Annotated in this window: 25 protein-coding genes and 2 pseudogenes; 16 read left to right on the top strand and 11 right to left on the bottom strand. The window is 70.0% G+C overall.

The genetic code is table 11. The features are described 5' to 3' along the window. Nucleotides 1-104 precede the first annotated feature (104 nt). Entirely contained in the window at nucleotides 105-308 is a 204-nt protein-coding gene (locus tag E1262_RS16965) for a PIN domain-containing protein (protein ID WP_203453953.1), read from the bottom strand. A 126-nt stretch (nucleotides 309-434) separates the two neighbouring features. Continuing rightward, nucleotides 435-2,408, bottom strand: a complete 1,974-nt coding sequence (locus E1262_RS16960) for a primary-amine oxidase (protein WP_132104329.1) — start codon at nucleotides 2,406-2,408, stop codon at nucleotides 435-437. Nucleotides 2,409-2,711: 303 nt separating this feature from the next. On the opposite strand from E1262_RS16960, the gene E1262_RS16955 reads away from it, so the two are divergent. Then, nucleotides 2,712-3,335 carry a GOLPH3/VPS74 family protein gene (locus E1262_RS16955; RefSeq protein ID WP_162605952.1) on the top strand — a complete coding sequence of 208 codons (624 nt, stop codon included), beginning with the start codon at nucleotides 2,712-2,714 and terminating at the stop codon, nucleotides 3,333-3,335. 85 nt (nucleotides 3,336-3,420) lie between these two features. Further along, entirely contained in the window at nucleotides 3,421-4,923 is a 1,503-nt protein-coding gene (locus tag E1262_RS16950; protein WP_420810536.1) for an APC family permease, read from the top strand. 52 nt (nucleotides 4,924-4,975) lie between these two features. Here E1262_RS16950 and E1262_RS16945 read toward each other — a convergent pair whose 3' ends face one another. Continuing rightward, nucleotides 4,976-5,785, bottom strand: coding sequence for a phytanoyl-CoA dioxygenase family protein (locus E1262_RS16945; protein ID WP_132104326.1), 810 nt, complete (start codon nucleotides 5,783-5,785; stop codon nucleotides 4,976-4,978). Nucleotides 5,786-5,862: 77 nt separating this feature from the next. After that, the gene (locus E1262_RS16940; protein ID WP_203453952.1) at nucleotides 5,863-6,216 is read right to left on the bottom strand and encodes a type II toxin-antitoxin system VapC family toxin; all 354 of its coding nucleotides are present in this window, start codon (nucleotides 6,214-6,216) and stop codon (nucleotides 5,863-5,865) included. A gap of 187 nt (nucleotides 6,217-6,403) precedes the next feature. On the opposite strand from E1262_RS16940, the gene E1262_RS16935 reads away from it, so the two are divergent. Further along, a complete protein-coding gene (locus E1262_RS16935) occupies nucleotides 6,404-7,240 on the top strand; it encodes an AraC family transcriptional regulator (protein ID WP_132104324.1) in 837 nt (278 codons plus the stop codon). Between the two features lie 70 nt (nucleotides 7,241-7,310). Next, a complete protein-coding gene (locus tag E1262_RS16930) occupies nucleotides 7,311-7,520 on the top strand; it encodes a hypothetical protein (protein ID WP_132104323.1) in 210 nt (69 codons plus the stop codon). Nucleotides 7,521-8,019: 499 nt separating this feature from the next. Here the strand turns inward: E1262_RS16930 and E1262_RS16925 are convergent, their stop codons facing one another. Next, a complete protein-coding gene (locus E1262_RS16925) occupies nucleotides 8,020-8,415 on the bottom strand; it encodes a winged helix-turn-helix transcriptional regulator (protein WP_132104322.1) in 396 nt (131 codons plus the stop codon). Nucleotides 8,416-8,520: 105 nt separating this feature from the next. Here E1262_RS16925 and E1262_RS16920 point away from each other — a divergent pair, with 105 nt between their 5' ends. Next, nucleotides 8,521-9,333, top strand: coding sequence for an NAD(P)H-binding protein (locus E1262_RS16920; protein ID WP_132104321.1), 813 nt, complete (start codon nucleotides 8,521-8,523; stop codon nucleotides 9,331-9,333). A gap of 118 nt (nucleotides 9,334-9,451) precedes the next feature. Beyond that, nucleotides 9,452-9,796, top strand: a complete 345-nt coding sequence (locus E1262_RS16915; RefSeq protein WP_132104320.1) for a VOC family protein — start codon at nucleotides 9,452-9,454, stop codon at nucleotides 9,794-9,796. A 31-nt stretch (nucleotides 9,797-9,827) separates the two neighbouring features. On the opposite strand, the gene E1262_RS16910 is transcribed toward E1262_RS16915, so the two are convergent. After that, nucleotides 9,828-10,211 carry a hypothetical protein gene (locus E1262_RS16910; RefSeq protein ID WP_132104319.1) on the bottom strand — a complete coding sequence of 128 codons (384 nt, stop codon included), beginning with the start codon at nucleotides 10,209-10,211 and terminating at the stop codon, nucleotides 9,828-9,830. Nucleotides 10,212-10,383: 172 nt separating this feature from the next. Between E1262_RS16910 and E1262_RS16905 the strand changes: the two genes are divergently transcribed. The 3 genes and pseudogenes from E1262_RS16905 to E1262_RS16895 all read left to right on the top strand — a co-directional run. After that, complete coding sequence (locus E1262_RS16905) at nucleotides 10,384-11,022, top strand: HD domain-containing protein (protein ID WP_132104318.1); 639 nt, start codon at nucleotides 10,384-10,386, stop codon at nucleotides 11,020-11,022. Between the two features lie 10 nt (nucleotides 11,023-11,032). Beyond that, nucleotides 11,033-11,362 carry a nuclear transport factor 2 family protein gene (locus E1262_RS16900; RefSeq protein ID WP_132104317.1) on the top strand — a complete coding sequence of 110 codons (330 nt, stop codon included), beginning with the start codon at nucleotides 11,033-11,035 and terminating at the stop codon, nucleotides 11,360-11,362. A gap of 37 nt (nucleotides 11,363-11,399) precedes the next feature. After that, nucleotides 11,400-11,614: pseudogene (locus E1262_RS16895) on the top strand (AraC family transcriptional regulator); the annotation flags it as partial. On the opposite strand, the gene E1262_RS16890 reads toward E1262_RS16895, so the two are convergent. Continuing rightward, the gene (locus E1262_RS16890; protein WP_132104316.1) at nucleotides 11,614-12,192 is read right to left on the bottom strand and encodes a dihydrofolate reductase family protein; all 579 of its coding nucleotides are present in this window, start codon (nucleotides 12,190-12,192) and stop codon (nucleotides 11,614-11,616) included. The pseudogene E1262_RS16895 and the gene E1262_RS16890 sit on opposite strands and share 1 nt — an antisense overlap. 157 nt (nucleotides 12,193-12,349) lie before the next feature. Between E1262_RS16890 and E1262_RS16885 the strand changes: the two genes are divergently transcribed. After that, nucleotides 12,350-13,243, top strand: coding sequence for an EamA family transporter (locus E1262_RS16885; RefSeq protein WP_132104315.1), 894 nt, complete (start codon nucleotides 12,350-12,352; stop codon nucleotides 13,241-13,243). A gap of 97 nt (nucleotides 13,244-13,340) precedes the next feature. Here E1262_RS16885 and E1262_RS16880 read toward each other — a convergent pair whose 3' ends face one another. Both E1262_RS16880 and E1262_RS16875 read right to left on the bottom strand, forming a co-directional pair. After that, nucleotides 13,341-14,117, bottom strand: a complete 777-nt coding sequence (locus tag E1262_RS16880; RefSeq protein ID WP_132104314.1) for a carbohydrate ABC transporter permease — start codon at nucleotides 14,115-14,117, stop codon at nucleotides 13,341-13,343. Between the two features lie 2 nt (nucleotides 14,118-14,119). After that, nucleotides 14,120-14,431 (bottom strand): annotated as a pseudogene (locus tag E1262_RS16875) (carbohydrate ABC transporter permease); the annotation flags it as partial. Between the two features lie 109 nt (nucleotides 14,432-14,540). Between E1262_RS16875 and E1262_RS16870 the strand changes: the two are divergent. Genes E1262_RS16870 through E1262_RS16850 form a run of 5 tightly spaced genes read left to right on the top strand, consistent with a single transcriptional unit; the run spans nucleotide 14,541 to nucleotide 20,821 of the window. After that, nucleotides 14,541-15,647 (top strand): FecCD family ABC transporter permease, encoded by a 1,107-nt coding sequence (locus E1262_RS16870; RefSeq protein ID WP_476702883.1) that lies wholly within the window; start codon nucleotides 14,541-14,543, stop codon nucleotides 15,645-15,647. Further along, nucleotides 15,644-16,465: an ABC transporter ATP-binding protein gene (locus tag E1262_RS16865; RefSeq protein WP_132104312.1), complete on the top strand. Its 822-nt coding sequence runs from the start codon at nucleotides 15,644-15,646 to the stop codon at nucleotides 16,463-16,465. The genes E1262_RS16870 and E1262_RS16865 overlap by 4 nt, the downstream gene beginning before the upstream one ends. Further along, nucleotides 16,462-17,481: an ABC transporter substrate-binding protein gene (locus E1262_RS16860; protein ID WP_132104311.1), complete on the top strand. Its 1,020-nt coding sequence runs from the start codon at nucleotides 16,462-16,464 to the stop codon at nucleotides 17,479-17,481. The genes E1262_RS16865 and E1262_RS16860 overlap by 4 nt, the downstream gene beginning before the upstream one ends. Continuing rightward, nucleotides 17,478-19,169: an ABC transporter ATP-binding protein/permease gene (locus E1262_RS16855; RefSeq protein WP_132104310.1), complete on the top strand. Its 1,692-nt coding sequence runs from the start codon at nucleotides 17,478-17,480 to the stop codon at nucleotides 19,167-19,169. The genes E1262_RS16860 and E1262_RS16855 overlap by 4 nt, the downstream gene beginning before the upstream one ends. Further along, nucleotides 19,166-20,821, top strand: a complete 1,656-nt coding sequence (locus tag E1262_RS16850) for an ABC transporter ATP-binding protein (protein ID WP_132104309.1) — start codon at nucleotides 19,166-19,168, stop codon at nucleotides 20,819-20,821. The genes E1262_RS16855 and E1262_RS16850 overlap by 4 nt, the downstream gene beginning before the upstream one ends. A 495-nt stretch (nucleotides 20,822-21,316) precedes the next feature. Here the strand turns inward: E1262_RS16850 and E1262_RS16845 are convergent, their stop codons facing one another. Both E1262_RS16845 and E1262_RS16840 read right to left on the bottom strand, forming a co-directional pair. Then, nucleotides 21,317-22,012, bottom strand: a complete 696-nt coding sequence (locus E1262_RS16845) for a DUF899 domain-containing protein (protein ID WP_132104308.1) — start codon at nucleotides 22,010-22,012, stop codon at nucleotides 21,317-21,319. Nucleotides 22,013-22,501: 489 nt separating this feature from the next. Next, a complete protein-coding gene (locus tag E1262_RS16840; protein WP_132104307.1) occupies nucleotides 22,502-23,239 on the bottom strand; it encodes a winged helix-turn-helix transcriptional regulator in 738 nt (245 codons plus the stop codon). A 126-nt stretch (nucleotides 23,240-23,365) separates the two neighbouring features. Here E1262_RS16840 and E1262_RS16835 point away from each other — a divergent pair, with 126 nt between their 5' ends. Then, a complete protein-coding gene (locus E1262_RS16835) occupies nucleotides 23,366-24,796 on the top strand; it encodes an FAD-binding oxidoreductase (RefSeq protein ID WP_132104306.1) in 1,431 nt (476 codons plus the stop codon). Nucleotides 24,797-24,820 lie beyond the last annotated feature (24 nt).

The following is a 24,820-nucleotide window of genomic DNA, read 5'->3' as shown; positions in this document are numbered from 1 at the left end:
CCGAGAATGGTGCTCAGGGACGCTACCGGGCGCACGGTGACATTGCACCCATCAGATGACGAAAGCTCGGCCGTCTCGGTTCGTCCTCCGTCGAACCGACGTCGTCACGCCGGGTGGAGGTGGATCTCGGCCCGATGGGGCCGCCCGGGCGCTCGGATGAACTTCGCGTCGCAGGTCAGCAACGGTCCGGCGAGAACCTCGGCCAGCGCGACATAGGCGACGTCGTCAACCGTGAAGTTGTGGCGAAGCGCCAGGATGCGCCGGGCCAACGGCGCCAGTTCGCCGGTGTCCAGGTGGTGAGATTTCACGGCGATTCCGGAGCCATCTCGAGGTTTTCTGGTGCGTCAACACGCCTGCAAGCGTGTTGACGCACCAGAAGTCGTCGTGATGTGGATGATCACCACCCACGGACCGAGCAGAAGAGCCCGAAATGCTCAGCCGTGGTGGTGCTCCCCATGGCCGCCGTGGCCTCCGTGTGCGCCGTGGTCCTCGCCTTGCTGGTGGCCGTGGTGGCCGCAATGCGCGGCCGGGGTGGCCGGCACGTCCAGTGTCGGGTTGCGGTCGAAGAAGCCGACCGGGCGGAGCGTGAAGCCGCAGTACTCCACCGGCATGACCGGCCAGTCCTCGGGCCGCGGGAAGTGCACGGCGCCGAAGGTGTGCCACAGGACGATGTCCTGATCCTCGATGGCGCGGTCGGCGGCGACGTACTTCGGCAGGCCGGCGCCACCCGGATGCTGGTTGACGAGATCGCCGGCGGGGAAGCGCTCGGCCGGGTCGTAGCGGGTGACCCAGAGCGACTTGGTCGCGAACGCCGCGCGGTTGGCCGTCGCCGACGCCGGGTCGGACAGCAGCAGCGGCCGGCCCTCGGGGCGCAGCTCGTAGGCGACCGGCCGGCCGAGCCGGTTCGTCGAGTCGGAGCTGGAGATCCGCCACGTGCGCCCGGCCAGCGGGTCGGCCGCGCGTGCGCCCTCGGCCTCGGAGCGCAGCCGGGTGGTCCGCCGGGTGAACGCGTTGCCGTTCGGGTTGGCCGGGCCGATCGGCAGCGGCTGCACCTCCAGCTCGTCGACGGCGTTGTCGAGGCCGTCGACCATCATGTCGAGGCGGGCGCAGTAGAGGTGCTGGTGGAACGGCGCGCCGAGGCCGGGCGCCACCTCCGAGGCGTACGAGCTGTCCGGCTTGTACGCCGACGTGAACACGACACCGGTGGCCTTGACCTCCAGCTGGATGGTCCCGTCGAGATACAGGTACCAGTAGAAGCCGTAGTCGTAGACCCCGACGGTGACGAAGAACGAGATGACCAGCCGCCGCTGCCGTCGCGTCTCGGCCGACTCGGTGAAGATGTCGGTGTGCTTCCAGAGCACGCCGTAGTCCTCTTCGTGCAGGCAGATCGCGTTGCGGACCTCGCGCGGCGCGCCGTCGCCGTCGGCCAGAACGGCGTCGAAGTAGTGGATCTCGCCGAGGCAGTCGCAGCCCAGCTCCAGCGAGTTGACCTGCTGGCCCAGCAGGTACTCGCCGGCGTCGAAGTAGCTCTGCCAGAACCGCACGGGGCTCGGGTCGGCGTACGGGACCACCATCTCGGCCAGCGACGCACGGTAGATCACCGGCCGGACGCGGTCGCCGTCGCGCCAGCCGAGCTGGTGCAGTACCAGGCCCTCGCGGGGGTCGAAGCCGACGCGGAAGGTCCAGTTCTCCCAGGTGACGACGTCGTCGTCGACGGTGAAGCTCGGCCCCTCGGGCTGCGTGATCTCGATCGGCTTCAGCGTCGTGCGCGGCGGGCCGGTGTACGCGGGGTCGTCGTGGTTGGCCTCCTCCTCCGGGATCGGCAGGACGGAGTCGTCGACCAGCTCGATGACCTTCTTCTCGATGAGGTCGACGTAGGCCACCACGCCGTCGATCGGGTGCGCCCACGGGTGGTCCTCGGGCCGGTGCTGCAGGAACGACAAAACGTGCAGCACCCGGCGGCCACGCTGGCTGGGGATGCCGAAGTTGCCGGCCGACAGCGGGCACGGACGGACGAGGTCGAGGTCGGTGATGCCGCGGCGGGCCATCGCCTCGCGCCAGCCGGCGTCGGCCTTGACGATCTCGTCGACGGTGACCAGCTCTTCCAACAGGATCGGCGGCTGGCCGTCGGTGACCGGGTCGATCGCCTCGACGGAGTCGACCACGTTGCGCGTCAGCGACGCGATGACGGTGCGCGAGGCGCCGGTCGCGAGGTCGAGCAGGACGGCCCGCACGCGACGGTCGACCGGATCGCCGGGGCGGTGCCCGAGCACCGTCAGCTTGTCGGGTTCCTCCAGACCGAGCAGCGCGAACTTCGTGGTCGCGGTGACCAGGCCGTTGTCGTCGAGGAGGGCGCGAGCCGCGCGGATCTCGTCCGCGGTCAGGCGCTGGAGCGGGTGCGTGCGCACGGGCGTGACCGTCACAACGCCATAGACTCGCCGCCCGGTACCGATGTCGTCAAGACATTGCGGCCGCAAAGCGACTATGTAAGGCGTCAACGACCTTCAGCGCATTACCGATGAATTGCCTCTTGTCTCAGCGGAAAAAGGCCGACAAACTACCGGGCGTGAATCGGAACGCGGCATCGCGAGCACCGCTACCGGTCCGAAACGCGCGCCTCAGGGGTGGGAGCGCGCATGTCCCTGTCCCGTATGGCCCCGGCCGTCCCGTCTCATCCTGGTCCTCGCAGCCGGGGTGGAGGTGCAGGCGGAGTGCTGCTGGCCAATGACTTCTTCCACATCGTCCACGACGTCGGCAGCGGCAAGCTCCGGCTGAACGCTCGAGCCGCGGGGCTCGGGATGGCCGGTGCGCTGCTCGGCGAGCTGATTCTCAACAACAACCTGCACGTCGCGTCGGGGACCCTGTCACTGACTGGCGCCCAGCCGCCGCCCGACGACCTGGGGTACCGGATCGTCCGTCAGCTCACGGCCGACCAGCAGACCCGGTCGCTGCGCACCTGGCTGGCGTTCCTGTCCCAGAGCGCGCTCGAGCGGGTCGCGGTCCGGCTGGCCCGCGAGGGCGAGATCGAACCGGTCAAGACGCGCAAGCTGTTCGGGTCCTCGGTCCGGTACCTTCCCGTCGATCCGAAGGTCGCCGCCTGGCCCAGCGACCGGCTGTACGGGCTGGTCAACCGCGGTGATCCGCTCGACTTCCACGACGCCATGCTGGCCGGGCTGGTCGCCGTCACCGGCTTCACCAAGGGCGTGTGGTGGGACGGTGACGCCGTCACGCTGCGCCACATCGCCGCCGCGGTCGGATCGATGCCCATGTCGATGCGCGAGGTCCTGGCCCATACCGAAGCGGCTGTGGGTGACGCCACCCTCAGCCCCCGCTAGCGAGATCTACGGCGCGACCCCCGACCCCAACGACGCAGATCCGCTGATTCCCCAAGGAGAGTCCCTCGTGTCCCATTCGAGCCGCCTGGGCGCCGACCGCGTATCGCGGACGCTCGCCAGCAACAGGCTCGGCGTTCCCGCCGTCGTGTTCTTCGTCCTCAGTGCCGCCACCCCGCTGACCGTCGTCGCCGGCGTCGTGACCACCGGATTCGCGGTCACCGGCGTCATCGGCCTGCCCATCGCGTTCGTGGCGATCGCCGCCCTGCTGGCGCTGTTCAGCGTCGGCTACGTGGCGATGTCGCGGCACATCACCAATGCCGGTGCGTTCTACACCTACGTCACGCACGGACTGGGCCGGCCGGCCGGCGTCGCCGCGGCGTACATGGCGCTGCTGGCCTACAACCTGCTGCAGGTCGGTCTCTATGGCATCATCGGCGTCGCGGCCGCGCCGCAGCTGGAGGAATGGTTCGGCATCACCCTCGACTGGTGGGTGATCGCGCTGATCGCCTGGGCGATCGTCGGCTTCCTCGGCCTGCTGCGCATCGACGTCAACGGCACGGTGCTCGCGGTGCTGCTGCTCACCGAGATGGCGATCATCATCATCTACTCGATCGCCAGCCTCGCGAACCCGGCCGATGGCGAGGTCACGTTCGACACGCTGCAGGTCGGCAACCTGTTCGAGTCCGGCGTGGGCGCGATCCTGGTGCTGGCGGTGCTCGGCTTCGTCGGCTTCGAGGCGTCGGTCGTGTACTCGGAGGAGTCGCGCGACCCGAAGCGGACCATCGCCCTGGCCACGTACATCTCGATCGCGGTCGTCGCCGCGGTGTACGTGCTGGCGTCGTGGGCGATGTCGGTGGCCACCGGCCCGGACAACATCGTCGCGTTCGCCCAGCAGAACGCGGACCAGACGATCTTCGTGCTGGCCGACTCGTTCCTGGGCAGCACCTGGGTGGACATCGGTTCGGCTCTCTTCATCACCTCGGTTCTCGCCGCGATGATCTCGTTCCACAACACCGTCGCCCGGTACGTCTTCGCGCTCGGCCGCGAGCGGGTGCTGCCCAGCGCGCTGGGCCGCACGTCGCCGTCGTCGGGCGCGCCGGTGGCCGCGTCGATCGTGCAGAGCGTCGTCGGCCTGGTCGTCATCCTCGTCTACGTGCTCTTCGACCTCGACCCGCTGGTGCAGCTGTTCTTCTACCTCGGCACCACGGGCGGGTTCGGCGTGCTGACGCTGGTGACGCTGACGTCGGTGGCGGTGCTGGCGTTCTTCGCGCGGCACCCGTCGGGTGAGAACCCCTGGCGGCGGATCGTCGCGCCGACGCTGGCGACCGTCCTGCTGGTGATCGTCGTGGTCCTGGCCATCGCGAACTACGACATCCTCATCGGGGTCGCGCCGGACGCGCCGGAGCGGTGGATCCTGCCCGGCCTGTTCCTCGTCGCCGCCCTCATCGGCCTGCTCTGGGCGCTGTTCCTCAAGTCGTCGCGCCCCGAGGTGTACGACGCGATCGGCCGCGGCGCGAACGCGGCCACCGGTATCTCCGTCCTCGACCTGTCCACAGAGGAGGAGCCCGGCCAGCCGTCGCTGCGCTGACGGCGTCACGCCTGCGCCCCTGCCGCATCGGCCCGGTGCGGCAGGGGCGCCGTCAGAGGCCGTCGTCGACGTGCCAGTGGTGCTGCCACCGCCAGTCGATCGGCTCGGTGGCCCGCTGGTACCGGATGTCGGTCGAGAGCCGGTAGTCGTCGTCGACGTTGTCCAAGGCGGCGTGCACCGTGTAGGCCGAGTGCACGACCATGTCGCCGGCCGCGTAGTCGGCGACCAGCCAGCGCGCGTCGTACTCGTCGGCCAGCGCCGGCAGGTCGGCCGTGATCGACGTCGCCGGGTGCCGCAACGTGCCGGCCCGCTCCTGAGCGAGCACGCTGTGGTGGCTGCCCTCGAGGTACGTGAGCCCGCCGCGCGCCACCGGGCAGTCGCCCAGCGGGATCCACGACGACAGCACCCGATCGGTTCCCTCCCGCAGGTACACCAGGTCGTAGTGCGCCTGGGTGGCCATGCCGACACCGGACTCCCCCGGCCGCACGTGCCGGATGATCTTGCGCCGGTGCAGGAACGTCTCGTCGCCGAGGAACCACGCGTACCACTCGCGGACGGCCGGCTGGGTGCAGAACGCCTCGTACTCCGGACCCGGGACGACCCTCTGGAACAGCAGCCTGCGGTACTCGGCGCGATCCTCCTCGCCGGCCCAGACGCCCGACGGGGCCAGCGTGGCGTGGTAGTAGGCGCGGAAGCCGTTCACGACGTCCGGATCCAGCGCGCCGCGCAGCCACAGGTAGCCGTCGCGCCGCAGCCGCTCCCACAGGGCGTCGCGGTCGTGGCGCTCGTGGTCCGGGACGGGGTCCAGCTCGCCCAGCCGCCGGGCGGACTCGTCGAGCACGTAGCCGTTCGAGGTCAGCATGCGACCACCCTGCCTGTGACCACCCGCCGACGACATGGACGAACCCGCGCCGGACTTGGACTTTCCGCCGCGCGCGGTCAAGCGCCCGGCTCGGCCACCTCACTCGCCGGCTGCGGAAACGGGACGGCGACGACCTCCAGCTCGTCGACCCTGGCGAAATCGTCGGGGCTGCAGGTGTAGACGGGGAGTTCGTTCGCGAGGGCGACAGCCGCGATCATCGCGTCGTAGGCACGAGCCGCCGGCTTGCGGCCGGCACGACGCAGCGATGCTGCGACCCGGCCGAACGCGCGAGCCGCGGCACGGTCGAAGGGCAGCGGGTCGAAATCTGCTTCTGCCTGCTGGAGGTGCGACTGACGTTCCGCGCGCTCTCGCTCGGTCGACGCGACCAGCGGACCGACGGAGAGTTCCGCGAGCGTGACGACGGTGATCAACGGCTCGGCGGGGAGTCTGGCCGGCTCGAAGCCCTCGCCACCGCCGGAGCAGCTCACCGGCAGACAGCGGCTGCCTCGAGAGCGGCCGGAGTTCGGCGACCGGATCGCCGTCGCGGGTGACCGTGACAGATTCGCCCGCGGCGACCCGGCGAAGTACGTCGCCGGCGGAGCTCTACGATGTGCGGCCATGAGCGGCCGACCCGGGCTCGCGTCATGGACGCGGTATCTCACGCCCGACCCCCGGCACCGGCGGCTCGGCCTGGTTTGCCTCGGCGTCGGCACGACGGCCGGGCAGGTGTCGACGCTGCCCGCCCGCACGCTGGACTGCTACGCCGTCGTCTTCCTGACGCGCGGCACCGGCCGGCTCCGGTGGGGCGGGCATGAGCAGCCGCTCGTCGCGCCCACACTGTTCTGGCTGCTCCCAGGCGTCGAGCACGGGTACGGTCCGGACGCCGGCGGCTGGAACGAGTGGTGGGTGTTGTTCGACGGCCCCGCCGCCCGCGCCTACCAGGACCTCGGCTACGTCGCCCGCGACGAGCCGGTCACCTCGGTCGCCGACGCAGGCGGGCTGGAGGTGGCGTTCGGCGCGCTGGCCCGCGCCTGCCGCCCCGGCGACCCGTCGACCGACGTCGAGGCCGCAGCGGCACTGCACCAGCTCATCCTCGCCACCCGCCGCGCCGCCGTTCCCGACCCCGTCGCCGCCAGCCCGGTGCTGGCCACCCTGCTGCGCGACGCCTGCCTGCCGGTCACCGTCGCGGCCCACGCGCGCACGCTGGGAATGACGGAGGCGGCCCTGCGCGATGCCACCCGGCGCGCGGCCGGCTGCAGCCCCAAGGAGTTCGTGCTGCGCGCCCGGCTCACCCGGGCGAAGGAGCTGCTCGCCACCACGGACCTGCCCGTCGTGGCCGTCGCCGCCCGCACCGGGTACGACGACCCGGGCTACTTCACCCGCATCTTCACCCGCCGGGTCGGCATGCCGCCCAGCCGCTTCCGCGACCAGGAACGCCGCGGCCCGCTCCCCTGATCGACTCCTCGTTTCAGGCCACGCCGTCCGGGTACCGGATCGTCAGGTACTGACGGGAGGGAGAACTCCCATGACCAACCACGAAGGCACGCAGTCGCCGGGCAAGCCGACGACCCCGCCGGACGAGCCGGACCCGGCGTCGCCGGGCAACCCCGCGACGACGCCCAGCGGGCCCGGGACGCAGTCGCCGGGCAACCCGACGACCCCGCCGGTCGAGCCGGAAACACCGTCTCCCGGCAACCCGCCGGCAGAAGACGAGGACGAGGACGAGAACCGCTAGGAGGACGGGTGAGGGATCTGGGCCGCCATGTTAGCCGCCGTTGAAAATGCCGATGATGGCGTCACTGATCACGAGGATCTGGCGGTCACGGGCGAGGTCGTGTGATCGGCGCGGCGACGTCGCCGTCGTCACGGCGTCGGCCGCCCCCGCGACGCTGGGCCGGCTCGGGCCGGGCACCGATCACAACCGGGCGTGTTGACACCAGCGCCAACCGTTGGCGCTCATGTCAACACCTCCGCGGCCATCACCGGCGCCGGCAGGGATGCGAGCCGCCCGCGGCGGGCAGCGCCTGGTATGACCTGCCCCCCATGGCGGCTCACACCCTCCCTCACCGAGTTGATCATGGAGAAGGTCGGGTTTCCCGCGACTCCAAAGGCGACCTTCTCCATGATCAAGCGTGCCGGTCGTCGTCGCAGTGTCAACGACGACCCATGGTCACCGACAACGGCGGCCAACAGCCGCCATGGCTGCCCGGATCCCTCAACCATGCCGCCAGTTGTCAGCCGGCCGCCGTGGCCGGCTCTACGTCGCGAGCGGCCAGGATCTCCGGCAGGTGCCGCTCGATCCAGCCGACCAGCCCGACGACGTGCGCCGCGACCTGATCGCCCGTCTCGGTCAGCCGGTAGCTGACCTGCGGCGGCGCGGCCGGGATGACGGTGCGGTCGACGAACCCGTCGGTGGCGAGCGCGCGCAGCGTCTGGGCCAGCATCTTCTGGCTCACGCCGCCGATGCGCCGGTGCAGCTCGCCGAAGCGCATCTCGCGCTCCCCCAGCGCGGCCAGGACGAGGACGCCCCACCGGCTGGTGACGTGTTCCAGGACGCCGCGCGACGGGCAGTTGATGTCGAACACGTCACCTTCCAGTGCCTGCAGCCCGCTGCTGACCTCGGTGCTCACGTCGGCCTCCGTTGGTTACCTCAAGGTACGTACTTTCACTGGGTGAGTCTCCAGCGTAACGTCACAGCCGTTGCAAGAACAGACCCCCAGTGAACGGAGACAGTCATGATCGTGGTGACCGGGGCGACCGGCCGGTTCGGGCCCGTCGTGGTCGAGGACCTGATCGCGAAGGTGCCGGCCGGCGAGGTTGCCGTCGTCGCACGCGACCCGGAGAAGGCGAAACCCTTCGCCGACCGCGGCGTCGACGTGCGGCGGGCCGACTACGACGACCCGGCGAGCCTGGAGCGGGCCTTCAAGGGCGCCGACCGGCTGCTGTTCGTGTCGGCGTCGGACACCACGCCGGGCGTACGGGCGCGCCAGCACGCCGACGTCGTCGCCGCGGCGGCCGCCGCCGGCGTCGGGCACGTCGTCTACACCAGCGCCATCACGGCCGAGGACGGACAGAGCTTCCTGGCCGACCACACGACCACCGAGCGGGCGATCCGGGACGCCGGGCTCACCCACACGTTCCTGCGCAACACCTTCTACACCGAGGAGCTGGTGCCGGGCGACCTGGTGTCGGCCGCCGTGAAGACCGGCGAACTGGCCGCGCCGGCGATCGGCCACCCGCTTGTCACCACTCCGATCGCCGACCTCGCGCTGGCCGCGAGTGCGGTGCTGACCGGCGACGGCCACGAGGACGCCGTCTACGAGCTGCGCGGTCCCGGCTGGACCTACCCGCACCTGGCGCGGATCCTGAGCGAGCTGTCCGGGACGCAGGTGACCTTCCGCGAGATCGCCGACGACGACGCCGGCGGCATGGCGTTCGTCCTGCCGCTGCTGCGCCTGCCGCAGTTCGGCACGCCGACGCCCGACCTGGAGCGGCTGCTCGGCCGTCCGGCCACCCCGCTCGAGGAGTTCGTCCGCGCCCTGGGATGATGCGCCGATGGCACGCCCGGCGGTCCTCGGCGAAGATGGTGCGATGACCGACGGCGACGGCCGCCGCGGCAGCGCGCGCGGATCCTCGAGCTACGGCCGGATCGCTACGATCGCGCGCATGGCCCTCGACCTGTTCGTCGTCATGCCGGTCACGGACTTCGCCGCCGCGACCGCCTGGTACGAGAAGCTCTTCGGCGTGCCGTTCACGTTCCGCGCGCACGACACCGAGGTGGTGTGGGAGCTGGCCGAGCACCGCTCGATCGCGGTCAACCAGCGGCCCGAGACCGCCGGCCACAGCCACGTCACGATCTTCGTCGACGACCTCGACGCGGTGGTCGACGGCATCACGGCGCGCGGCATCGAGCCGGCGCTGCGCGAGACGTACGGGAACGGCGTCCGCAAGATCACCTACCACGACCCCGACGGCAACGAGATCGGCTACGGCGGCGCTCCCCTCGGCTAGGCACGACGGGCGGTTTCTCGCCAGCGGCTCCCTACGAGATCACACCGTGTGGTTTCGCCATCGGATCGGTGGTGACTTGGCATAGTGGTGACCGGTGGGGCTGGTGCATCGGGTGGTGCCGTCGGGTTGTCGGTGGACTTGCCAGGGTCCGGTCCTGGGCCACGATGAACTCCGCCAACGCCTTCGTCGGCCGGTATTTCGTGCGCCCCAGGTCGAGGACGTGGTGGTCCGGGCGCAGCCCAGGACGCCAGGCCAGCTCGGCCGACACGGCAGCCTCGACCGCGGCGACCCAGGCGGCCAACCGGGCACACTGCCGGCCCGACGAGCAGCCGGCCGAGCTGCTCGACCCGGCGACGATGCCCGCGGCGGAGCCCGGCCAGCCGGCGTCGAGCGGGCCGGCGACGACCGCCGTCATGGACGCATCACGCCGCCAGGGGACTGAAGCCGCGGCTTGGCGGCCTCCATGCGCCGCTGTTCGACGAACCTGGCCGGTGACGTGTGCACGTCCGCAGGCTATGTCCGGAACCGAGGGATACGTGTCCATCAGGACAGCGCGCGTCCCGCCTCGAGCACCGCACGCTGGGACCATGACCGAGACCATCGCCGGCATCACCGTCCCCGACACCCGGCTCGTCCGCGAGGTGACCGAGTTCATCCGCGACACCGAGGACGACCTGCTCTACCACCATTCCCGCCGCGTCTTCCTCTTCGGCGCGCTCCAGGGGCGGGTGCGCGGCCTGCGACCGGACCTGGAGCTGCTCTACGCCGGCGCGATGTTCCACGACGTCGGCCTGACCGCCGGCTACCGCGACTCACAGCTGCGGTTCGAGGTCGACGGCGCCCAGGAGGCCCGCGACTTCCTGCTGCGGTGCGGCGTCGACGAGCAGGACGCGCGCACGGTGTGGCTGGCCATCGCACTGCACACCACGCCCGGCGTCCCGGAGTTCCTGGATCCGGTGGTGGCGCTGGTGACGGCGGGCGTCGAGACGGACGTCCTCGGGATCGGCTACCACGATCTCACCGACGACCAGCGCGCCGCCGTCGTGGCCGCTCATCCGCGGCCGGACTTCAAGAAGCGCATCCTGCACGCGTTCACCGAAGGCACCGCCCACCGTCCGCGCTCGACCTTCGGCACGGTCAACGCCGACGTGCTCGAGCACTACCAGGACGGGTTCGTGCGCGACGACTTCGTGCGGATCATCCTCAGCAACGCCTGGCCCGAGTAGCCTGCCGACCATGACGAGCATCGACACGCCCGCACCCATCCAGGTGTTCATCGACGCGACCAACCGCGGCGATTCCGAGGCGTTCGTCGCGGCGTTCACCGACGACGCGTACCTGAACGACTGGGGCCGCGAGTTCCACGGCCACGACGGTGTGCGCAGCTGGGACCGGACGGACAACATCGGCAAGCAGTCGCACTTCGAGCTGGTCAGCCTCGAGCCCGGCGACGGCCCGGACAGCTACGTCGCCACGCTGAAGGTGTCCGGCAACGGCTTCAACGGCACCGGTCCCATGGCGTTCCAGCTGCGCGACGGGCTGATCGCGAGCGTGCGAATCAGCTGATCACCACCGCCCCCGGGCCACGGCGTTTCCTTCGCCCGTGGGACCGCGGTTCGAGACGCGCCGGTCCGACTCACGGTGGATCGACAGCGTCTGGACGTGCACGAGCGAGCAGGTCACCGAGATGACCTCGGTCGCGCGGGTGCGCTGGGGCCTGGTGTTCTGGGAGCAGGCCGGCAGGGCGTACGCGGGCGTCACCGGCCCGAGACCAGGACCGGTACCGCGCCGGTACCTGAGCGCGCCGCCGGCCTGGGTCAGCGGGTGACGTCGTAGATCAGCTTGGTGATCCCGTTCGAGTAGACCTCGGAGTCCCGGAGCTTCAGCATCTGCTTTTCTTTGTCCACCCTGCTGAACAGGCTCTTGCCGGCGGCGAGCAGCACCGGGAAGACGAGCAGGTGGTACCGGTCGATCAGGCCCGCGTCCGACAGCCGCCGGGCGAGCTCCGCGCTCCCGTGGATGAAGATCGCGCCGCCCTCGCCCTCCTTGAGCGCGGCGACGTCGTCCGTCGAGCGCAGGATCGTGGTCGGCCCCCAGCCGTCGACGAGGGCGTCGTCGGACAGCGTGGTCGACACCACGTATTTGGGCAGCTCCTTGTAGGCGGCGTGGTCCTCGGAGCTGGGCCAGACCGACGCGAACGCCTCGTAGCTGCGGCGGCCGAACATGAGCGCCGTCGTGTCGGCGAGCTCCTCGCCCTTGATCGACCACGCCTCGGGGACGAACTCGAGGTCCTTGAACACCCAGCCGCCGCTGCGGTGCTCCTCCCCCGGCCCGCCGCCCGGAGAGTCGACGACGCCGTCGAGTGACATGAATCCCGTGTAGACCAGATCACGCATGTGCCGTTCTCCTTCATCGTGTGCGCTCGCGCCCACGGTAGACCCCGTCCGCCGCCCCCGTCTTGGACGGAAACGACAGCGGCTCCTGCGGCCTGAGCACGTGGAAACCACATGACGCGCCGCGCCCGATCGTCGATAATCCACGCGTGGCCACACCATGAACGTCGACAGGACGCAACGCGGCCGGTCCCCGCTGACCGCGCTGGCCGGACGTACCTTCGATGCGATCCCGCCACCGGCGCTGGTACTGCTCGGCATCGTCAGCGTTCAGGTGGGCTCGGCATTGGCCAAGCAGCTGTTCAGCGAGGTGGGCAGCTTCGGGACAGTCGCGTTGCGCCTGTTCTTCGCGGCGGCGGTGCTGATGCTGTTGTGGCGGCCGTCACTGCGCGTGAATCGTCGCACGTGGACAGTTGTGCTCAGCTACGGCGTGATCCTCGGCTTGATGAACCTGTGCTTCTACCTCGCGCTGGCCCGGATCCCGCTGGGGATCGCGGTCACCATCGAGTTCCTCGGGCCGCTGGCAGTGGCTCTGGCCGGGTCGAGGCGATGGCTGGACGCTTTCTGGGCCGTACTCGCGGCGGGCGGTGTCGTCCTGCTAATGGAGGGAGGCGGCGACCTCGACCTCGCCGGCGTTCTGTTCGCCCTCGCCGCGGGAACGTTCTGGGGCCTGTACATCCTGCTCGGCGCGGCGCTGGGCCGACACACCACGGAAGGCAACGGTCTGGCTCTGGGAATGGTCGTCGCGGCAGTGGTGGCTGTGCCATTCGGCGTGGCCGACAGCGGAACGGCGCTGATCCAGCCGTGGGTCCTGGTTGCGGGGCTCGGCGTGGCACTGTTGTCGTCGGTGATCCCGTACACGCTGGATCTGGAAGCACTGCGCAAGATCCCAGCGCGCGTGTTCGGCATCCTGATGAGCCTCGAACCCGCGATGGCGGCCCTCATCGGCCTCATCCTGCTCCAGGAGGCGCTGCACTGGTCGCAGTGGATCGCGGTGCTGTGCGTGGTGGCCGCATCGGCGGGCGCCACACGCGCCGCCCGCGCAGACGTCTGACCGCCGATATGGAGAACCAGCCCACGAACGAGACGGCCACCCGCAATGCAGGTGGCTCTCATTCGTCCAGAGCTCCAGACATGAAGCCGCGAACGTATTAACGCTGCAGATGCAGGAACAGGATCAGGCACGGGATCGCCATCACGACGACGCCGGCTTCGGCGACCCCGAAGTTGGCGCCGCTCGTTCCGCCCCGCAGATTGGCCATCGCCAGCGGCAGCGGATACTTCGCACTGTCGTTGATGAGGAACAACGGGACGATGAAGTCGTTCCAGGCGTACAGGAAGGCGAACAGGCCGGCGGTGAGGACGCCCGGCCAGACCGCGCGCAGCAGGATCCAGCGCAGTACCGCGAACGTGCCGCAGCCGTCGACCAGCGCCGACTCCTCCAACTCCCGGGGCACCGCCTCGAAGGAGGTCCGCATCATGAACATCGCGAACGGCAGCTGATACAGCGTCATCACGATCGCCAGACCGAGCAGGTTGTTCCGCAGGCCGATCTCGCCGAAGAGCACATACGGCGGAACCAGCAAGGTGACAGACGGGACCATCAGGATGGCGATGATCACCAGGAACAGCGTGTCCCGCCCCCAGAACCGGAACCGGGCGAAGGCGTAGCCGCCGAGAATCGACAGCACCAGCGTGAAGATCACGGTCAGCGCCGAGACGACGGAGCTGTTCCACAGGTACCTCAGCAGGCCGGCATCATAGTCGGCCAGCACCTGGTAGTTGCCGAACCCATAGCCCTTCTGCTGCGCGGTGGCGGCGTGCGGCGACACCGAGGCGACAGCGGTCCACACCAGCGGGAGCAGGAACGTGATCGCAAGTCCGCCCGCGAAGACGTAGTACGAGGCGCGGCCGATCGCCACTCTCATCGCTACTCCTCGGCCCCGCGGCGCAGGAAGCGGAACTGCGCGATGTTGATCACTACCAGGACGATCAAAACCATGACGGACAGCGCGGCGGCGGCTCCGAGGTCGAACTGCCGGAACGCCGTCCGGTAGATCAGCATCACGATCGTGGTCGTGGAATTGTCCGGACCGCCCTGGGTCAGGATGAAGAACTGGTCGAAGGCCAGCAGCGACCCGGTGACCGAGACGATCAGGCACAGCGCGATCGACCGCCGCAACAGTGGCAGGGTGATGTAGAAGAACGCCTGCCGCCGGCTGGCACCGTCCAACCGCGCCGCGCGCAGCTGAACCGCCAACGACGTGCCCGGTTTGCTACCGATTACTGTTATCACTTAGGTTCGGATTCCCCGACCGAGAGGGCTAGCTCCTGTGTCCACCCGTTCCCTGCTGCGCCGAGAGGCGCCTGCCGCTGGTGAGGCTGCGTCGCGCGCGGGCGTCTCACGGCGACGTCGCGCGGTGACGCCATTGCTATGCGGTGCGCTGGTGGCGGTGATCCTGGGCCTGGTCGTGGCGTCCAGCGCCGTCGGGCCCGTAGAGGTCGGCGTCGTCGACGCGGCGCGGATCGTGCTGGGCCACCTCGTCCCCGGGATGCCGTGGATGACGGACGGGAGCCTGACGCAGCTGCAGGACCAGGCGGTGTGGAACTTCCGGCTTCCTCGCACCTTGCTGGCCGGCGTCGCTGGGGCCGGATTGGCTCTCGCCGGCGCGATCATGCAGGTGATCGTCCGCAACCCGCTAGCGGAGCCCTACATTCTGGGCGTCTCCTCGGGCGCGAGCGTGGGCGCAGTGCTGGTCATCGTCGCCGGTTCAACGGCGGTCGCCGGCCTGTCCTTGAGCGCCGCGGCGTTCGTCGGCGCGCTCGGCGCGAGTGTGCTGGTGGCGCTGTTCGCCCGGCAGCGTGGCCAACTGTCGCCGACCCGGATGATCCTTTCCGGGGTGGCCCTCGGGACGTTGTTCAGCGCGATCACGAGCTACCTGACGGTCACGACCGACGCTCAGAACGTCGTGAGCGTCTTGTTCTTCCTGCTGGGGAGTGTCTCGGCGGCCACGATGCAGAGCCTGATCGGGCCGGCGATCGCGTTGGTGGTCGCGTGCGTGGTCGTGGGAACGCAGGTGCGGCCGATGAACGCGCTGTTGACCGGTGACGAGTCGGCGACGGCGCTGGGCGTGAACGTGGCCCGGCTCCGAGGCCTGCTGCTGCTCGTGGCGTCGCTGCTCACGGGAGCGATCGTGTCGGTCAGCGGGGGTATCGGGTTCGTCGGGCTGGTCATCCCGCACGTGGCGCGCATCCTGGTCGGCGCGGACCATCGCCGGATGCTGCCGGTCGCGCTCCTCGGCGGTGCGGCGTTCCTGATGCTCGCCGACCTGCTCGCCCGGACGGTCGCCGCTCCCACAGAGATCCCGCTCGGCATCCTGACGGCGTTCGTCGGAGCGCCGTTCTTCCTCTGGCTGATGCGGCGCGGGTCGGCCGCTCGTGCGGGGTTCGACCGATGAGGGTGGTGTTCGACGACCTCACCGTCGCCCTCGGCGGCACCGACGTGCTGCGGTCGGTGTCTCTCGCGATCGAGGACGGCCGGTTCGTCGGCCTCCTGGGTCCCAACGGCAGCGGGAAGTCCACGCTGCTGCGCACGCTGTACCGGGCGGTCACACCGCGAGCGGGCCGGACGCTGCTGAACGACCACGACGTCCGCAGCCTCCGGCCGCGTGACGTCGCCCGCACGGTGGCCGTGATGCTCCAGGAGACCTCGACCGAGTTCGATCTCACGGTTCTGGAGGTCGTGCTCCTCGGCCGAGTGCCCCACCATTCCTCCTTCGGGCGGGACACGGCCGAGGATCTGCGGATCGCCGAGGAGGCGCTCGTCCGCGTCGGTGCGCTCGATCTGGCCGACCGCATGGTCGGACAGCTGTCCGGGGGACAGAAACAGCGGGTCATGCTCGCCCGGGCGCTCGCCCAAGCCGGCCCGGTCCTGGTCCTCGACGAACCGACGAACCACCTCGACATCGCCCATCAGCTCGAGCAGATGCGCCTCGTCGGCACCCTCGACCGGACCGTCATCGCCGCACTGCACGACCTGAACCTGGCCGCCGCGCACTGCGACGAGGTCGCGGTCCTCAAGGACGGCCGGCTCGTGGCGTTCGGCCCGCCTCGCGACGTGTTGACTCGGGACCTCGTGCGCGAGGTCTTCGAGGTCGACGCGAGGTTCCTGCCCGATCCCGAGACCGGCAGGACGGTGCTCGCGTTCGGCCACCCCCACGACCCGTCCCCGTCCGCCGATATCAGCCCCGAACCCCAAGGAGCGACCACCCCATGAGTCCCGTCTCTTCCCGCCGCGTCCGAACCCCGGTCCTCGCGACGGGGTTCGCCGTCGCCCTCGCGCTGACCGGCTGCGGCACGTCCGTGACGGGATCGGCCCCCGCGGACGACGACGCCGACGTCACGACCGTCCAGAACTGCGGCCGCGACGTCACGGTCACCGGGACCCCCAGCGCCGTCGTCGGGCTCAGTCCGTCACAGACCGAGCTCCTGCTGCGCCTCGGACTCGCCGACCACATGGTCGGACAGGCCCAAGTGGGCACCAAGACGCTCCCCGACGATGTGGCCGAGCTCGCCGCGGACATCCCCGTCCTGGGCGACACGACGCCGCCCAGCCGTGAGGAGCTCCTCGGCGCCGAACCGGACTTCGTGTTCTCGCCGACGACCTACGAGTTCACCGCCGAGCAGGGGTTCGCGAGCATCGAGCAGCTCGACCAGGCCGGAATCGCCGCCTACGTCGCCACCGGCGGATGCTTCGACCGCCGCATGGAGGGAACCGTCGACGATCTCTTCATCGACCTGCGGAACCTGGGACAGATCTTCGGAGTCGAGGAAGAGGCCGAGGCGCTCGTCGAGCAGGCGCAGTCGGACCTCGACGAGGTGGCCGCCGCCATCGACGGCCGTCCGCGGCCTCGGGTCGCGCAGGTCTACGTCGAGGGCAGCACGCTCACCGCGATCGGCGCCGGCGTCGAGTACGACATGCTGAGGCTGGCCGGCGCCGACAACGTGTTCGGGCCCGACGACCCGGCATTCGCCGAGTTCTTCGCGGCGCAGATCAGTCCCGAGACGCTGGCCGCGGAGGCCCCGGACGCCCTGGTGTTCGCCGCCTCCGACGACGCCCACGAACAGGCCACCCGCGAATACCTGACGGCGACGTTCCCCGACCTGCCCGCCGTGCGAGACGGCCGAATGATCGCCATCTCCTCCGCCGACACCTTCCCGGGCACCCTCGGCAACGTGTCGGTCGTGCGGCAGATCGCCGAGCAGCTCTACCCCGACGCGTTCGGAGGATGATCCACCGCCGACTGCTGCAGCTGGCCGGCCTGGTACCCGGGCACATCGTCCTCGTGGCGGCGACCACGTTGGCCGTGACCGGCCTGCACGTGCTGTTCGCGCTCCAGGTCGCGGCCGCCCTCGCCGCGCTCGTCGCGGGCGATCTCGACCGTGCGGTCGCAGTGTTGCCGTGGCTGGGGCTGACCGCCGTGGCCCGCGCCGTCCTGGTCTGGGCCCGAGAAGTCATCACCGCCCGGTGCGGCATCGCCATCCGGACCCGGCTGCGCGACCGGCTCCTCGCCCACCTGGTCACTCTCGGGCCTGCCTACACCCGCGGCGAGCGAGCGGGCGCGATCACGGCGACGCTCGTCGACGGCGTCGAGGGTCTCGACGCCTACTACTCCCGCTACCTACCCCAGCTCGCCGTCGTGATCGTCGTTCCGCTGACCCTCGTGATCGCGGTCGCCGCCCAGTCACCCGCCGCGGGCCTGGTGCTCGGGATCGCCGTGCTCGTCGCCGTGATCGCGCCGCGGTTCTGGGACGCCCGCCTGCTGACGACCGGGCGGCGCAGATGGGCACGCTTCGAGCGCCTGTCGGCCGACTACCTCGAGGCGATCCAGTCGATCCCGCTGCTCAGGATCTTCGGCGCCGGCGCCCGCACCGGCGACCTCCTGCGGACGCGGTCGGACGAGTTGCACGAAGACACGATGGCGCAACTGCGGATCTCGCTGGTGGAGAGCGCTATCAGCGCCGCCGCACTGCACCTCGGCACCGTCCTCACGGTGATCGTCGCGATCACGAGCCAGCCCAGCGGCTCCGATGCCGGCACGTACCTGCTCGGCATCCTCCTGCTCGCGCGCGAGTGCTTCCGGCCGATCGGCGAACTCGGCGGGCACTGGCATGCCGGCTACCTCGGCCTCACCGCCGTCGACGGACTCGACGCCCTCCTCTCCGCCCGGCCCACCGTGACCGATACCGGCTCGCGAACCAACCAGGCACCACACGGTGCCGCCGTGGCCTTCGAGCGGGTCAACTTCCGCTATCCGGGAACCACGTCCGGTGTCACCGACGTGAGCTTCTGCGTTCCGCCCGGCGCGACCGTCGCCCTGATCGGACCGTCCGGCTCCGGCAAGAGCACGCTGGCCCGGCTACTCGACCGAGACTACGACCCGGACGCCGGCTCCATCCGCCTGGACGGGAGCGACCTGCGTGACTACTCCCTCGACGCGCTGCACCGCAGCATCGTCGTCGTCGCACAGGACGCCTACCTGTTCGCCGGGTCCGTGCGGGACAACCTCCTGCTGCACCGGCCCGACGCCACCGACGACCAGCTCCGCGCCGCGGCCGCCGCGGCCGACATCGCCTCCTTCATCGACACGCTTCCCGACGGCTACGAGACCGTCCTCGACGAGCACGCCGCCCGGCTCTCCAGCGGGCAGCGCCAGCGCCTCGCGATCGCCCGAGCACTCGTGGCGGAACCGTCAGTGCTCGTCCTCGACGAGGCGACGTCCTCGCTCGACGTCGACGCCGAACGGCGCGTGCTCGACGGTGTCGAACGCGCCACCCGCGGCTGCACGACGATCGTCATCGCGCACCGCGACACCGCGACCCGAGGTGCCGGAACAGTGCTCCGCGTCGACGATGGCCGCCTCGCACCCGCCGGACACGTTCCGGTGGCGACCGCTCCGGTCCGGGACGGACGACCATGAGCGCCGTCCGCCGGCTGCTGCCGGTGATCGCGAGCCGGCCCCGCCCCCTCATCGAGACCCTGATCTGCAACATCGTCGTTCAGCTCGGCACGCTCGGGCTCGCGGCCGGCCTCGCCCTGCTCATCGGCCGGACCCTCGCCGGCGACCCGGCGGACATCTACGTCGCCGGCGCGCTGCTCGCCGCCGCGGCGGTCGTCACCGCGCTGGCGACCTGGCGCGAGTCGATGGCCTCACACGACCTCGCCTACGGGCTGATCGGGATCCTCCGCGACCGCATCTTCACCGCCCTGCGCCGCAGCCTCCCCGATCGCCGGCGCCGACGCCACAGCGGCGACCTGACCAGCACGGCCCTCGCCGACGTCGAAACCCTCGAATGGCTCTACGCCCACACCGTCGCGCAGACCCTCACCGCCGCCCTGGTGCTGGCCATCACCGTGACGGTCTCCGTGCTGATCACGCCGTGGCTGCTGCTGATCTGGGTCCCGCTCCTCGTCGCCGGCGTCGCCACCCCCTGGCTGACATCCCGGGTCGCGCGTCGACAAGCCGCCGCCCTCGCCGTCGACGGGGTCACCCTCCGCTCCGACATGATCGACACCGTCCACGGGCTTCGCGAGCTGCGCGCCGCCAATGCCCTGGACCGGCGGCGCCGGCAGATCGCAGCGCGCACGGCGTCGATGACCCGCATGCAGGCGAAGGTCGCGTCCAGACTCGGCCTCGAACGCGGGATCGCCGACGCCCTGCTCGCCCTCGCAGCCCTCGGATCACTCGCCGTCGCGGCGCTCACCCACGACACCCTCGCCCCCGAACTCGTTCCGCTCGCCTTCACCGTCTCCACCGCCGCGCTCGCACCGGCGGCGCAGATCTCCGACCTGCTCCGCAACGCCGGCACCCTGCGCGAATCCGCCCACCGGATCGTCGAGATCCTCGACCGCCCGCCCGCCACGCGCGACGCCCCACCCTCCGACGAACCCTTCCCCGATCTCGGCACCGGCCTGGAGTTCCGCGACGTCTCCTTCACCTACGACGAGCGAACGACCACCCTCGACCGCGTCTCGTTCACCATCCGGCCCGGGGAGACCGTCGCCCTCGTCGGCCCCTCGGGAGCGGGGAAGACGACCTGCGCACGACTCGCCCTGCGTCTCTGGGACCCCGACGACGGCACCATCCTCGTCGCCGGACATGACGCCACCACACTCCCCGACACCCGGCTGCGCGAACTCGTCTCCGCGGTGCCGCAGGACGCCCCGGTCCTCACTGGGACGATCGAATCCAACCTCCGGCTCGGCGCACCCACCGCCTCCGCCCACATCCTGGAAGACGCAGCGAAGCAAGCCGGCATCGTCTCCCCCGACGCCGGGCTCCCCCGCGGCCTGGCCAGCGACGTCGGCGAACGCGGAGCAGCCCTGTCCGGCGGCCAACGCGCCCGCGTCGCGATTGCCCGCGCCCTCGTCAACCGCCCTGCCATCCTCATCCTCGACGAAGCCACCGCAGCCCTCGACCCCGAGGCCGACGCCGCCATATCCGCCTTCCTCCGCCGCCCCAGCACCCGAGCCACCCTCGTCATCGCCCACCGCCCCGCGACCATCGCCGCCTGCGACCGCACCATCCAGCTACGCGACGGACGGATCGTCCTCGACGACCACACGATGTGAGCGATCGCGAGGACGAGGTCAGCTCGCTGCGGCGTGTGGCGGCACAGCCCGGGGTAGTTCGTGAGTGGCGCGGGCGGCGAATATCGTCTCGATGGTCTGCCGCAGCTCGTCGGCATCGAGGGCGAACAGGCTTCTCCGCCACAGTGTCGGTGGCGGCGAGAATTTCTTGATCATGTGCGCTGGCGGTCGCTGACACGCCGCCAGCGAACATGATCATGCTGGTCGGCGACGGCCAGGCTGGTCTGCGCTGTCCCGGTGATCGCCAACGGTTGGCGACGTCATGGTGTCGCCACTGGTTGATGGGTCGTGAACGGGTCCGGGTCGGGTTGGCGCGGTGACGTCGCCGACGGGAGGGGGCCAGTTGCCACGGTGGTGCTGTAGTTCGTCGTCACCACAGTGGCGCCAACGTCGTCATCAAACGTGGCGGCTAACACCTGGAACCCGACGCTGTCGGCGCCACGAGGACGCGACCATGGCAGACCGCCACGACGGCGGTTAGGCAGGTTTGCCGTACGCGTCGTGGTAGTTCCACCACCCATATGGTGGGGTCTGCGGATAGCCCTCCGGTGAGTCCTCCCATTCCTCCTGGCGGCCGAGTGCGGTGATGTCCAGGTAGCTCCAGGTGCTTCCCATCGCCTCGTCGCCGCGGCTGTCGACGAAGTAGGTGCGGTAGATGCGCTCGCCGTCGCGGATGAAGGCGTTGGTTCCGTGCCACTCGTCGACTCCGAAGTCTTTGTCGAAGTCGTCGGTGATCGTGTACCACGGGATCAGCTCCCAGCCCATACGCTCCTTCAGGCCCTGGATCTCGGGCTGGGGAGCCCGCGAAACGAACGCGAGCGTGGTGTCGCGCGCGTTCAGGTGGGCGGGGTGCGCGACCTGGTCGGCGAGGAATGAACAGCCCACGCAGGCTCGCTCCGGGTATCCGCCGCCCCCCTCCGGGTACGTGGTGACGTCCGGCGCGTAGAAGGCGCGGTAGACAATCAGCTGGCGGCGACCCTCGAACAGGTCGAGAAGGCTCAACGGGCCCTCCGGGCCGTCGAAGCGGTACTCCTTGTCCACAGCCGTCCACGGCATCCGGCGGCGCTTGGCGGCCAGCGCATCGCGGGCGCGGGTCAGCTTCTTCTCCTCGACCAGCAGCTCCTCACGGGCGGCATCCCACTCCTGCGCTGACACGATCGGCGGAGTCTTCATCGTGGCCGGTCCTCCTTCGGAACTCGACGACGTCGCACAGGCGGCCCTACAGGGCGCGTATACGATCCATCCAGTCCGCCGCTTCGCTCAGCACGCCGGGCTGGATCTAACAGCCGGTGCGTCTGGCCTTCGATCGTACGCCGCACACGCCCGACTCCTCGAGCACCCGCAGGCGCTTCGCGATCACCGGCCTAGACACCCGAAACGGCGGTCGCCCACGGCCTTCGCGGTTCACTCTCCACGGCTACTCCGATCAACGAAACGCCTGACCTTCAGCAGCGAAGCCGCTGCTCGCGGCTCAAGACACGCTGCCGCTGTCGCGGCGGAAGGACGCGGGGTCACGAACGTCTCAATAGCGGCACAGGGGTCCGCTGAGACCAGTAATGGGCGGGCCGATCTCGTTGGTCTCTGGAGGCGATTGCTGAGCTACCTCCAGCTTGTACTTCGCCGTGGCGATGCCGCGCGACGCGCCCCCATCATTCCCGAGGGTCACCCGGCGTTGAGTGTTCCGGCGGTGCGCTGCGGGCCGCCCCCTCGGTTTGGGAGTGCGCGATCGTACGCGGGTTTGATGTGGGCGAACATGCTGCGGGCGTTCCACGTCGGGAAGGCCCTGATCAGCCACGGCGGGCCGTCGAGTCGGATGCGTGAGTCGCGAACCGCCTCGGCCCAGCTGAGCCGGCCGGCGTGCCATTTGACGAAGGCTTCGGCTTCGGCGGTGATGTAGAGGTCTTCGTCGAGACCTGGGTAGGTCTTGCAGATCTCGGTTTCGCCGTGCTCGAGCAGTAACCAGTACCGCTCGTGAGGCCGGAAGCCGGTGAAGTCGAACCGGATCACCACGCGTTGCTCGGGGAGTCGTTCCGGGCGGAGTGCGTTGCACATCGACCACAGCGCGAGGTATGGGTCGAGGTTCTCGGGAGCGATCTCGAGCCACCGGGCGCCCCACGCGCCGAGCGTCTCGCATACCCCGAACAGGTCGTGGCCGGAGTCGGTGAGCTGGTAGCGGTGGCCTCGCCCCTGAGGCTTCGGTACCGACTCGACAATGCCGAGGCGCTCGAGCTGCTTGAGCCGCTGCGCGAGCAGGGTGTGAGAGAGCCCGGGCGCGCCCTCCAAGATCCCGCCGAATGTGTCACAGCCCAGATGCAGGTTGCGGATGATCAGCGGCGTCCACCGCTCGGCGAAGATTTCCGCGCCCCGGGCGATGGGGCAGTACTGGCCGTAGGTCCTCACCCCTTCAGTGTCGCGATTCTCCCACCCTCGGGGAAGTCCAGATTCCTTACTGCAAAGTCCAGATTGCTGCGTTCCCTGCGGTGTCCACCGGTGGTGGGCTGGGCTCGTCCACATGGAGGAGGAAAGATGACAAGGCCAACCAGCGAACGAGTCCGCCGGCCGAGCGACACGGAGACGCGCCTTGGGATCCCCGGGTTCCGGGGCGAGGTGATCGCCGCCGGGCACGCTGAGTACGACGACGCCCGGGCCGTGTGGAACGACATGGTCGACCGGCGACCCCGCCTGATCGCCCGATGCACCGGGGCCGCCGATGTGGCCGCGGCCGTGTGCTTCGCGCGCGACCGGGACCTCGAGATCGCGGTAGCGGGCGGAGGCCACAACGTGGCCGGCACCGCGCTCTGCGACGACGGGATCGTCATCGACCTCTCTGCATTGCGCGCCGTATCGGTCGACCCCGTCGAACGCACGGCCGACGTACAGGGTGGCGCCCTATGGGGTGACGTCGATCACGAGACCCAGGCCCACGGCCTGGCCACCACCGGCGGCATCGTGAGCCACACCGGGGTCGGCGGCGTCAGCCTGGGCGGCGGCATCGGCTGGCTGATGCGCAAACACGGACTCACCGTCGACAACCTTGTGGAGGCCGAGGTGGTCACCGCCGAGGGCGACATTCTCCGGGCATCGGCCGAGGATCACCCCGACCTGTTCTGGGCGCTGCGCGGCGGCGGCGGGAACTTCGGCGTGGTCACATCGTTCCGGTACGCGTTGCATCCCGTCGGTCCAACCGTCATGGCCGGACCGGTCTTCTGGGCGGCGGAGGACACCGTCGACGTCATGCGCTTCTACCGAGAGTTCGCGGCCGACGCCTCAGACGAACTCGGCAACGTCGTCCGGCTCGGCACGATTCCGCCATGGCCGGGTGTCAGCGAGGAGCTGCATTTCCGGCCGGCGATCGCGGTGGCCAGCTGCTACGCCGGGCCTGTCGAGGACGGGGGCCGTGCCGTCCGTGCACTCCGCGAGTTCGGGACACCGCTTGTGGACCTCGTCGCACCAACCCGGTACGTCGACCACCAGAGCGGAATCAACGACACGGTCCCCCACGGATGGAACTACTACTGGAAGTCCACGAACCTCACCGACCTGTCCGACGAGGTCATCGACGTCGTCGCCGAACACGCCTACCGAGCGGTGTCGCCGAGGTCGTGCGTGGTGATGTTCCACCTCGGCGGTGCGGTGGCCCGGGTCCCACGCGATGCCACCGCATATTCCGGTCGCGATGTGAGCCACAACATCGTCATAGAGGGGGTATGGCTGCCTGAACAGCGCGTCTCGCTCGGCGCCCTCGAGACGGCGTGGGCGCACGAGTTCCTCGCAGCCCTCCAGCCCTACCGCGCCGGCGTGTACGTGAACTTCCTCGACTCCGACGACACGAACCGCGTCCACGAGGCCTACGGCGACGACACATACCGGCGGCTCGCCGTGATCAAGGACACCTACGACCCCGAGAACGTGTTCCACAACAACAAGAACATCCAGCCAAGCAGGGTCGGCCACTAACAGCCGCCCTCTGACCTGCTGACG

The organism is Jiangella aurantiaca (assembly GCF_004349105.1).
Classification (GTDB): Bacteria; Actinomycetota; Actinomycetes; order Jiangellales; family Jiangellaceae; genus Jiangella; species Jiangella aurantiaca.
Note: the sequence above shows the minus strand (reverse complement) of the source record. Positions and strands in the feature narration are given on the sequence as shown.